This window comes from Atlantibacter sp. MEI4A-1023, assembly GCF_056155425.1.
Window position 1 is genome coordinate 3,492,904 of record NZ_CM149568.1, and the last position, 11,511, is coordinate 3,504,414.

The 11,511-nt window shown below is 58.1% G+C and carries 7 protein-coding genes; all 7 read right to left on the reverse strand.

The features are described from left to right. Nucleotides 1-31 precede the first annotated feature (31 nt). The gene (locus ACVV26_RS16610) at nucleotides 32-1,408 is read right to left on the reverse strand and encodes a DUF3999 domain-containing protein (protein WP_474798316.1); all 1,377 of its coding nucleotides are present in this window, start codon (nucleotides 1,406-1,408) and stop codon (nucleotides 32-34) included. Next, the gene (locus tag ACVV26_RS16615; RefSeq protein ID WP_474798317.1) at nucleotides 1,405-4,119 is read right to left on the reverse strand and encodes a DUF2339 domain-containing protein; all 2,715 of its coding nucleotides are present in this window, start codon (nucleotides 4,117-4,119) and stop codon (nucleotides 1,405-1,407) included. The genes ACVV26_RS16610 and ACVV26_RS16615 overlap by 4 nt, the downstream gene beginning before the upstream one ends. 90 nt (nucleotides 4,120-4,209) lie before the next feature. Beyond that, a complete protein-coding gene (gene malZ / locus ACVV26_RS16620) occupies nucleotides 4,210-6,027 on the reverse strand; it encodes a maltodextrin glucosidase (protein ID WP_474798318.1) in 1,818 nt (605 codons plus the stop codon). A gap of 156 nt (nucleotides 6,028-6,183) precedes the next feature. Beyond that, nucleotides 6,184-7,557 (reverse strand): proline-specific permease ProY, encoded by a 1,374-nt coding sequence (proY, locus tag ACVV26_RS16625; RefSeq protein ID WP_474798319.1) that lies wholly within the window; start codon nucleotides 7,555-7,557, stop codon nucleotides 6,184-6,186. Between the two features lie 73 nt (nucleotides 7,558-7,630). Next, entirely contained in the window at nucleotides 7,631-8,950 is a 1,320-nt protein-coding gene (brnQ, locus tag ACVV26_RS16630) for a branched-chain amino acid transporter carrier protein BrnQ (protein ID WP_474798320.1), read from the reverse strand. Between the two features lie 402 nt (nucleotides 8,951-9,352). Beyond that, nucleotides 9,353-10,663 carry a phosphate regulon sensor histidine kinase PhoR gene (gene phoR / locus ACVV26_RS16635; protein ID WP_474798321.1) on the reverse strand — a complete coding sequence of 437 codons (1,311 nt, stop codon included), beginning with the start codon at nucleotides 10,661-10,663 and terminating at the stop codon, nucleotides 9,353-9,355. A 23-nt stretch (nucleotides 10,664-10,686) separates the two neighbouring features. Next, on the reverse strand, nucleotides 10,687-11,376 hold the full coding sequence (gene phoB / locus ACVV26_RS16640; protein ID WP_002437058.1) for a phosphate response regulator transcription factor PhoB: 690 nt from the start codon (nucleotides 11,374-11,376) through the stop codon (nucleotides 10,687-10,689). Nucleotides 11,377-11,511: the final 135 nt, after the last annotated feature.

Sequence of the window (11,511 nt, forward strand, 5' to 3'; positions counted from 1 at the left end):
AAGGCCCGCTTGCGGGCCTTTTTTTATGGCATCAGGGTTTGTTTTTCACTTCCCGCCATAGCCGGTACGCGACGCCCAGCAGCGCTAACACGCCAATCACCAGCACACCCCAGATCAGTAGCGTCATCCACTGGCTACGGCGCTCCGCCGGATCAACTGCCGTTAACCGCGCCTCGCCGCCCAGCGTGACGGTGTCGGCTTCAGTGGCAACCGGCAGAGTATCCAGCGTGTATTGCCCGCGCAGTTTTTCAGGGATCACCATATCCAGCGCCATCGCCCGCGGTTTAGCGGCCTTGTTGCCCCACGCCAGTATAAACGGCCCCGTTCCTTGCGGAATAAACACCAGCGCCTGGCTGGCGCGTAGGCCCTGAACTTCCGGCGGCGTATCTCCCCAGCTGGCATTAATGCCTTTTACCCGGATAGCCTGAACCTGCTCGCCGTTCAGCATAGTGGGGTCCGACTGCGCCTCGTTGATCCGGTACAGCACAGTTTTCGCCAGGGGTTGCCAGTCGCCATCTGCACGCTGGCGATAGTCAATTTCCACCGGCAGTACCGGGCTTTCATTCCCGGCAGTGATTACCAGGCCCGCCAGCGGCTGTGGGTTGGCCCAGCTAAATACCGCCTCGCTGGCCGTACCGCTTTCTTTATGGGCCGTTAGATAAACGTAAGCATTACTGAAATCATCCGCTGGCGCGAGAGCTTCCACGCTTTGCAGCGTCAGCGGTTGTGGTGCATCCGAGACAGTCATCAGCAGATAACGATAGTTTTCTTCAGAGAGCGTGACGCTGGACGAAAGCGTGTTGAGTTTCAACTGGTCGTTCCCGGAAGTCAGATCCATTAAGGGCGAATCTTCGGCCAGCCTGTACCAGCTTTTCAAATCTTCGCTGTAATACAGATCGACCTTTGCCTGCCAGTTTTGCGCCGGTTTCGGCCAGTTGAGCCGCAGTTGCGCCACCGGCAACGGCGTTTTAAGCCCGTCGGGCAGGGTCATCAGGAAGCTTTGGCTAATGCGGGTCACATCGTCGCCCGCCAGATGCACTTCAGCACCGCCGGGCATTTTTACCGTCAGGCTGTTCTGCCCTTCCTGTTTAACGTGTTTGATATCCAGCGGGAAGACTTTCAACGCGACCGGCTTCGGCGCACTCTGCGGCTGGCGTTGCGGCGTCAGCGCGAACGGTACGGCCTCGCCTTTACTGTTAAACACCCGCACGTCGCGCAAATCAGGCCAGACAGTTTGCTCATAGACCTGGGTCGGTAGCGCGATTTGCCAGAACGGTGACGCCCCTTCGTTCTCCAGATGCATCCCCCATGCGTAATCCTGCGGCGCATCGGCGGCCGTTTCTTCTGCGAATCCCGCCATTGGCAGCCACAGGGCAGCCATGACGATAACGTTTAGTAATCCCTTCATTCCGGTTCCGCCTTGTTAACCGCTGCTTTCGGGGGCAGCGGTGAAAAATATCCGACAATCAATACCAGCACCGCCACGCCAATAAACGCGATGGCGCGCGCCAGCCCGCCGCCGCCTGCGCTGTCGACTAACATCAGTTTGATAATCACCACGCCAAGCAGTGCCGCGCCCGCCATCCAGGTGTTGCGGCTGGCGGAACGGGTTGCTTTAACCATCACCACCAGGGCGATCAGCATCCAGAATAGCGCGAAGGTCGTCTGGATCAGGCGTGATGACCACAGCGCATCAGGTTGCCAGGCTACGTCACCCCAGGCGGCCAGAATGCGCAGCAACAGGCCATTCGCCCACCAGAATGCCAGCCCGGCGATAACCCGCGGTACGCCCTGCGAAACCTTGTCCCAGCCGGGCAGATGATGCGTCTCAAGGTAGCGAGCAGCGACGTACAGCGCCAGCAGCCCATAACCCGCGCCGATTTCCAGCGGGTTAACCAGCGGCAGCCATTGCCAGTTGAACATCACGCCATCCAGCAGGTTACTGAAAACCAACATGCCGAATTCCAGCGCGATCAGCGGTGCGATGCCGATGCTGGCGTATAACTGAGACCAGACGCGCACCGGCCACAGATCGCGGCGGATCGCGCCGTGTACCAGCAGGATAACGATCCCCGCGCTCGCCATCACGATGCCCGCCTGCCATTCGTCAGAGCCCCAGGGCAAGCCATCAATAAACCAGAAAATTTCCAGCCCGGCGACCAGCAACAGAAGCCAGAACAGCGCAATATGCGCGGCCTGAGACAGCCGCGCTATGAGCGGCTCGCCGTCCTTGTACAGCAGCAAGCCCGCGCAGGCGAACGCCAGTACCCAGATAATCCCCGTCCATCCGGCACTCAGCAAATGGTCGCCGTGCATGAGGCTGAACAGGATCGCCAGCAGGATACCCGGCCACAGCAGCCACTGGGCATAGCCCATTTCACGCCAGTTAAGACGCTGGCTAGCGGCTCGCCACGCCCATACCGACGCGCAGAGCAGCGCCAGTACCATAACCGCGAGATCCAGTGAACGGTTGACGGCATCCGCCAGACCGATCAGCGCTACGATCCAGAAAGCAATCCCGCCCGCCAGTAAGGCGTGGCTGATAAACCGCTGGTGGGCGCGCCATAGCCACGCCGCCATCAGCCAGGCGGCGCTGAGTACGCCGAAAATCACTATTATCGACAACGGCGTCAGGTGCTGCGAAAGCGCGTAAATCGCGCTACCCAGCGCCAACACCAGTAATCCCGTGCCGCTATAGCTCATCCGCAACTGGCGCTGCTGGAGGCCAAGCCACACAATACCCAGCCCTTCCAGCGCCCAGGCCATTGCCGTCCAGCGCGCCGACAGCGCCAGCGGGATCGCCAGGGTAGTGAACGCGCCGCCCAGCGCCAGCGCGGCCAGCACCAGGATTTTCCCCTGCCCCGGATAACGGCGTAGCACCAACCAACCCAGCACCAGATAGACCAGCCCAAAGCCCAGCGCCGACAGCGCCGGGCCGTATTCGAAATGGCGGGCGATGGCGTACTGCATGCCAAAACCGATCAGCGGCGGCGCGAACAGCAACACGCCGTCGATGATTTTTTCCTTACTCTGCTGCGCGCGCAGCGACAGCCCGACGCACAGCACGCCAAACAGCAGAATATTGGCAATCAGGAATAGCTGGCTGCTGAGATAAATTTCCGGTCGATAGCCGTTCATCCCCCACAGCCCGGCGACACCAAAGGTAAACGCCATACCCAGCAGATTGAGCACCCGCCAGTGCTGCCACCAGCTAATCGCCAGAATGCCCACCGAGAGCAGCAGATAAAACGAAAACAGCGCGATGTGATTGCCGGAACCGGTAGAAAGCAGGATTGGCGCGAGGTAACCGCCGATGCTGGCGAGCATCGCCAGGCTGAGCGCCTTTTGCAGCACCGCCAGCCCAACGCTGGCTGCGCAAATCAACAGTAGCAGACCAAATGCCAGGGTCATTGGCAGCATTTGCCACAGCCGGAAAGCACCGAAGACGGTGAGATACAGTGCGCCAGTCGCCCCACCCTGCAATATCAGGCCGTACAGCGGTTGTTTATGGCGCAGTTTAAAGCCGAAGAAAAGCAGCCCCATTGAGCCTGCCGCCGCTGCCATCAGGCGCAGCTCCAGCGGGAACATGTCGCGCTCGACGGTATAGCGGAACAGGTAGGCCAGACCGAGAAACAGCAGCAGCACGCCCAGTTTCGCCAGCGGATTGCCCTGCATAAACCAGCGCACCAGTGAACTGAGCATGCCGCTGAACTGTGAGGGAGGAATATCCTGAACGGGTGCGGAGGCCACCGGAACAGGTTCAGGCTCCGCGCGCGCGTCAGCAACCGACGCCGCAGAGCGTTGCCAGGGCGAAGAAGTATCCGTAGCCTGCGCATTCCCGGCGGCGGATTTCTGCCCATAACGCTGGACGCGGGCGACGATCTCGTCCTCTAAGGTACGTTGCGGCTCAGGTTCCGTCGCAGTTTGCGGCGTTTCCACCACAGCAACGGTCGGCGGCGCAGCAGTCAACCTCGATTCAAGCTCGTTCACGCGCTGGCGCAGCCGCGTGAGTTCATCCATCGCGGCGTTACTTCTGCGCCAGGCCATCACCGACATAATCGGAGCGACCACCAGCACCAGAAAAAGTATCAGCCCAGCCCAAAACACCAGTCCATCCATGCCCGTTCCCTTGTTATCGGCATACGCGATTGCCGCCTATTTTTTCAAAAAGCGCGCTCAGGAGATAGACTGGCGTTTCTTAAATTACCGTTAACCGTTTCGCCAGATCCCGAAGGAAACCGCTGGCATGATTAATGATTGATCGGTAAATTGCGCCTTCCCTTCATCCTGCCGCCACCCGGTCTGTGCCAGTAACGGCGACCAGGGTAACTCGACACACGTGTCATCGCCCCGGTTAATGGCAACCAGCACTTTTTGCTGCTGCCACAAGCGCATAAACACCACCACATCCCCTTTAGCGTATAGCACATTGCAGCCGCCGTAGCGTAATGCGCGAAGCTGTTTACGCAGCCGCGCCAGGCGCTGATACAGCGCGAATAGGTCGCGATCCTGCTTTTCGGCGTCCCACGGATAGGGTTTACGGCAAAACGGATCGTTATTGCCGTCCAGCCCCACTTCATCGCCGTAATAGATGCAGGGAACGCCGGGCCAGCAAAACAGCCACACCACGCCCAGCGGCAGGCGGGCAACGTCCTTACCCAGTAGCGTTTTGAAACGCGCGGTATCGTGGCTGTCGAGCTGGTTAAACATCCGCAACTGCTGCTGATGGGAAAGCCCGGCGCGGTACTGCTCCATCCAGCGAATGCAGATTTCGGCGTCAATGTGCTGTGGATCGTAAGAGATATCGGTATTCGCTAAAAAACCCCACAGCGGTATCGTAAAGCCACGGTAATTCATCGCCGCGTCTTCCGCATCGGCCTGCAACCACTGGCGGGCATCGCCAAAATGTTCGCCCACGATGTAGGCCTCGGGGTTGACCTCTTTCGCCGCCTGGGTAATGCCGCGCACGTGCTGGAGGTTATTCTGCGCCCCGCCCGCTTCGCCCAGCATATGCACCACGTCCAGCCGCCAGCCGTCCATGCCCCAGGGCTCGCGCAGCCAGTGGCGCACCACGCTGTCTTCACCCTGGTAGATCTCGTCGATAAGCGTTGATGACTGATAATCCAGTTTCGGCAGGCTCGGGTAGCCCAGCCAGTCCAGCGCCTGTCCATCTTCAGAAAAACTGTACCAGTCGCGGTATGCTGATTCCGGGTTATGGCATGCCCCGCCAGTGGCGGCGTTATGCCGGTCAAACCACGGATGGGAGTCGCCGCTGTGGTTAAACACGCCGTCCAGCACCAACCGCATCCCGGCACGGCGGGTGTTATCGCGCAGGCGCAGTAACGCGTGGTCGCCGCCGAACTGCGGGTCGACGTGGCGGTAGTCCTGGGTGTCATATTTATGGACGCTGGGCGCGGTAAACACCGGGTTGAGATACAGTGCCGTGACGCCAAGCTTTTGCAACCACGGCAGTTTTTCGCTGATGCCGTCCAGATCCCCGCCGTAAAACGTCGAGCCGCCCGCCTCGGCAGTCACCGGTTCGTCCCAGTCGCGCAGAATGATGTCGCGGTGAGCGGCGTGATGATAGTAAACATTATCCTGCCCGGCCTCACGCGGCAGGCTACGGGCGAAACGGTCAGGGAAGATTTGATAAAATATCTGGTCCGCCACCCAGTTGGGCCCATGATCCGGTGCATCCACCGCGAACTGCTCAAGGCGCGCGGGCGGAAAATCGTTAAACCCCTGCGGCGTAAACCAGCGCTGGCGGCTGGGCCACAGCAGTTTAAAACTGTAGCGGCGGCGCGGCTGCCCTTCATCCAGCGCAATAGTCGCCCGCCAGGCGGTCACGCCTTCCTGCGGCGCTTTGCGCACGCGCGTCATGGGAATGGAAGTCTCTTCGTTATCGCGCTCCGCGCGCAGCGTCACCCGCTGCGGCAAATCGTCCCCGGAAAGCCACAGCGTGATGGTCAGCCGCTGCGCGTTCTGCTTGATAAAAGGTGCCACCGGAAGGTGCCAGGCTTGCAACATCGTATTTCCCCTCGGTCAATTTTTGACGCCACCATGCCATATCAGCGGCAAGCCGCCTTCCTCATTTTGCTTTTATTTGGGGGAGGAGTTAACAGGTGGAGACACTGAGCGTAGAGCGAAAACAGCATCCCCGCCAGGCGGCGGGGATGGAAGGCATTATGCGGTAATACGGGTGCGCGCGTCGTGGCGGCGTTTAAACACCCAACCCACCAGCAGCAGGACAATCCACGCGAAACCGACATAGAGCGAGATGCGGGTATCCGGGTGATAACCAATCAGGCCGATAATAAACACCAGGAAAATCAGGCCAACAATCGTGGTGGCGACACCGCCCGGCACTTTAAATTTCAGCGCCTTGATCTCTTCCGGGGATAAGCGGCGGCGGAACCCGATCTGCGACAGCAGAATCATGATCCACACCCACACGGTGGCGAAGGTCGCCAGCGAGGCAATCACCAGGAACACGTTTTCCGGCATGATGTAGTTGAGATACACCGCCAGCAGCAGCGCGGCGGTCATCACCATCACGGTCACCCACGGCACGCCGTTGCGCGAGGTTTTGGCGAAGACTTTCGGCGCGCTGCCCTGATCCGCCATGCCGTGCAGCATACGGCCAACGCCAAACACGTCGCTGTTAATCGCTGACAGCGAAGCGGTGATCACCACAAAGTTAAGAATACCGGCAGCAAAGGTGATGCCCATATGCTGGAAGGTCAGAACGAACGGGCTGCCGTTGGTGCCGACCTGGTTCCACGGATAAATAGACATAATCACAAACAGCGTACCCACGTAGAACACCAGAATACGCAGCGGAACCGAGTTGATGGCGCGCGGAATCGACTTCTCCGGATCTTTGGCTTCGCCTGCGGTGATACCAATAATTTCGATGCCGCCGTAGGCGAACATCACCATCTGCAACGCCATCACGGTGCCAATCCAGCCATTGGCGAAGAAACCGCCGTGGCTCCACAGATTATTGATGCCGGTAGGCTGGCCGCCGTTGCCGATGCCCCAGATAATGATGCCGATACCGGCGGCAATCATGATGATAATGGTGGCGACTTTAAAGAATGAGAACCAGAACTCCATCTCGCCGAACACTTTGACGCTCATCAGGTTGATGGCGCAGATAATCAGCACCACGCTCAGCACCCACACCCAGTGCGGCACGGTGGGGAACCAGACGCCCATGTAAATGCCGAAGGCGGTGACGTCGGCGATGGCGACAATCAGGATTTCGAAGCAGTAGGTCCAGCCAGTGATGTAGCCCGCCAGCGGGCCTAAGTTTTCCTGGGCATAACGGGAGAATGAGCTGGCCGCAGGGTTATGTACCGACATTTCACCCAGCGCGCGCATAATAATGTATGCCGCCACGCCGCCAATGATATACGCCAGCAGCACGCTCGGACCGGCCATTTTAATGGCGTCGGCTGAGCCGTAAAAAAGCCCGGTGCCAATCGCCGAGCCGAGCGCCATAAAGCGAATATGTCGTGTACTCAAACCGCGTTTGAGCGTAGTCCCGTTATCCATGTTGTTAAGTACCTGGTTACACAATAAAAAAACCACGGAGGGGGCTCCGTGGTTAAAATCTGTCCGGCTTTATTTAGTGCGCGGTGGAGGTCACTTGACGCCCCGTAGCGCGATCCCAAATAGCGGCAATCACCACCATCGCTACCGTCGGCATCAGCCAGGCCAGCCCTTGATCGGCCAGCGGCATTTTCTGCGTCCAGGCAGGCAACATGTCGCCCAACGCTGAAGCCTTCACGCCGTCAATCAGGCCCAACAGCAGGCTGATTAACATTGCCGGTGCGATAACGCGGGTGGAATTGTGCCACCAACCGCGGGTAAAGCTCAACACTACCAGCACGATGCACGGCGGATAAATCGCCGTCAGCACCGGAATAGAAATCTGGATCAGGTGGCTCAGGCCCAGATTCGAGACCACCATCGAGAAGCCGCCGAGGATAAACACCAGCGCACGGTACGAGAGCGGTAGATACTGCGCGAAGAATTCGGCACAGGCACAGGTCAGGCCAACCGCCGTCACCATACAGGCGATGAAAATCAACGCGGCCAGCAGGAAGCTGCCTGCGCCGCCAAAGGTGTGCTGCACGTAAGCGTGAAGGATTGCCGCGCCGTTAGCCGTCTGATCGACCAGGGTTGCGCTGTCTGAACCCAGGCGGAACAGAGCCAGGTACAGCAGGGTCAAGCCCACGCCCGCCATCAGGCCAGCCCAGACGGTATAACGGGTCAACAGACGTGCTTCGGTGACGCCGCGTGAACGCGCGGCATTGACGATAACAATACCGAATACCATTGCGCCCAGGGTATCCATGGTCAGATAGCCGTTAACGAAACCGTTCGAGAACGCCGCATGCTGGTAAGCGTCAGTGGCTACGCTGATATCGCCTGCTGGCCACAGCAGAGCGGCAACCGCCAGGATGGTCAGCGCAATAATTTTCAGCGGCGCAAGGAAGTTGCCCACGGTGTCGAGCAGTTTGCCCGGATACAGAGAAACCAGGATCACCAGTGCGAAATAGATCAGGCTGTAGATAAACAGCGGCATCGGGCCTGCGCCCGTCAGCGGCGCAATCCCCATTTCAAACGAAACGGTGGCGGTACGCGGGGTGGCGAACAGCGGCCCCACGGCCAGATAGCACACGGTCGCCAGCAGGATGCCCGCGCCACGGCCAATCGGCGTGCTCAGGCTGTCCACGCCGCCGCCGACTTTCGCCAGCGCGACCACGGTCAGTACAGGCAGGCCGACCGCCGTGATCAGAAAACCAATCGCCGCCGTCCAGACGTGTTCGCCTGCCTGCAGGCCAACCATAGGGGGGAAGATGATATTGCCTGCGCCTACAAACAGCGCAAAGGTCATAAAGCCCAGTGCGATGATGTCACGCGATTTCAGTTGATGGGTCATAAAGTCTAACTGCCTGTGGATGTGGTGTTGAAAAGAATGACGTTTAGGTTGCCAGCGCTGAGCGAAATAGCGTCGTTTCGTTATAAATCAGCGAAAAACACTTACCTGATGCCGTGGCGGAGAATAGTTTTTTGGATTACCACGAAATTACAGTGAGTCTGGCAACATCAGGTGCGCAATTTAAACGCTTATAACGTTTGAAGGCAATAAGGGATCTAAAAACCAGTAGATTATTCCACAATCGCGAAATGAGTTAGATATTCATACCAGAATCTTAAAAATGTTATGGCTTTTAATGCGAACAAAAAACAAACAACCGTCAAAAATAAGACAGTTGTTCAGGAAACCAAACGGCAAAAGGGCCAGTTTACTGGCCCATGGAAACTAAGTTTTACAGCGGGTTTAGCTGATTTGCCGCACCGGGGCAGGATTTGCGATAAGCCGTTCCGGCAGCACAAAACTAAAGGTGGTGCCTTTACCTGGCTGGCTCTCGATTTCAAGCCGCGCATCGTGGTGGCTGAGGGCGTGCTTAACAATCGCCAGCCCCAGTCCGCTGCCGCCAGTCTGGCGGGAACGGGCTTTATCCACCCGGTAAAAACGCTCGGTAAGACGCGGAATATGCTCCGCTGAAATTCCCGGTCCGTTATCCTGTACCGAAAACTTTGCTCCCTGCGGTGTGCGTTGCCAGGTTACGGTAATCGCCGTGCCTTCCGGAGTATGGTTGACCGCGTTATACACCAGGTTGGATATCGCACTGCGCAGTTGTTCATCATTGCCCAGCACTTTTAAATGACTGTCGACGTCAAATGTAAGCGTATGTCTTTTATGGCTTAAGGTTTGCGCCTCGCGCTCCACCACCCGCAACATCATCGGCACGTCAATTTGCTCATTCAGCACCAGCGCGGGCGCGGCCTCGATTTTCGACAGGGTCAGCAGTTGCTTGACCAGGCCTTCCATCCGGTGGGTTTGCTCGCGCATGGTATGGATGGCTTTCTCGCGCAGCGGGCCTTCGAGCGGTTTATCGTCCATCATCTCCAGATAGCCCTGGAGCACCGTCAGCGGTGTACGCAATTCGTGACTGACGTTAGCGAAGAAATTACGCCGTGCGCCTTCCAACTGGTGCATTTGCGTCACGTCGCGCGCCACCATTAATAGCTGTTCTTCGCTGTAAGGCATAACGCGGAATTCCAGGTGGCGGCCATTATTCAGCACAAGATTCAGCGGGCGGGTAAACTGCCGCCCCTTTAGCCAGTTGGTGAATTCGGGGTAGCGCAGCAGGTTAAGGATGTTTTGACCGTTATCGTCCGGCCAGCGCAGCCCCAGCAGTTGCTGAGCCAGGCCGTTACACCAGAAGATATTGCCCTCTTCGGTGGTGAGGATCACCGCATCCGGCAAGGATTCCGCGCCGCTGCGAAAGCGTTTGATCAGGCTGCCCAGCTCGCGGCGGCGCTTTTTGTTACGCAACTGCATTTGATGAAGGCCGTACAGCAGCGGGTCCCAACTCCCCCGCCCCGGCGGCGGCGTCATACTGCGATCGACCCAAATCCACCAGGAAAGGCGCATTAAATTCCAGAAATGCCAGACCAGCAGGCTGGTGACCGCCAGCAGCAGAAACCACGCCCAGTAACCAAAAATGGCCCCCAAAATCAGGGCCGGGATACAACACAGCACCAGCTCAAGGGCCAGCCTTTTCCATGACAGCCGTTCCAGCACGCGTCACTCTCCGGTTATCGTGATTAAAAACGACTTGAGAAGCGGTAGCCGGTTCCGCGAACCGTTTGCACCATACGATCGTGCCCGCTCAGCTCCAGCGCTTTACGCAGGCGGCGGATATGCACGTCCACGGTTCGGTCTTCTACATATACGTTGGTGCCCCAGACGTGATTAAGCAACTGCTCGCGGCTGTAAACCCGCTCCGGGTGGGTCATAAAGAAGTGTAACAGTTTGAATTCGGTAGGGCCCATATCGAGAGGGTTTTCGCCGGTCATCACGCGGTGGGAGCTGGGGTCGAGGCTCAGCCCCTGCATTTCGATCACCTCCTCCACCGCCATCGGGGAGATGCGGCGCATCACGGCTTTGATCCGCGCCACCAGCTCTTTCGGGGAGAACGGCTTGGTGATGTAATCGTCCGCGCCGGTTTCCAGCCCGCGCACCCGGTCTTCTTCTTCACCGCGCGCGGTCAGCATCATGACCGGGATATCGCGGGTCAGCGCTTCACGTTTGAGATGTTTAATAAACTGAAGCCCGGAACCGCCCGGCAACATCCAGTCCAGCAGGATAAGGTCGGGCCAGGGTTCGTTAAGCTGATTCACCGCGGTGTCATAATCTTCCGCTTCAACCGGCTGGAAGCCATTTTGTTCGAGTACGAAGCACACCATCTCACGGATTGGCGCTTCATCTTCAACGACCAGGATACGTCTCGCCATGATTAGCCCTGTCAAATTAAGTCGAATTTTCTGAATGCGGCGCCATTATGCGTCAGTTTTATGACAGATTTATGAAAAAGATGACGGTCTTATGACCCATCAGTTTGCTGTATAAATCTGGCGTCAGGACAGTGA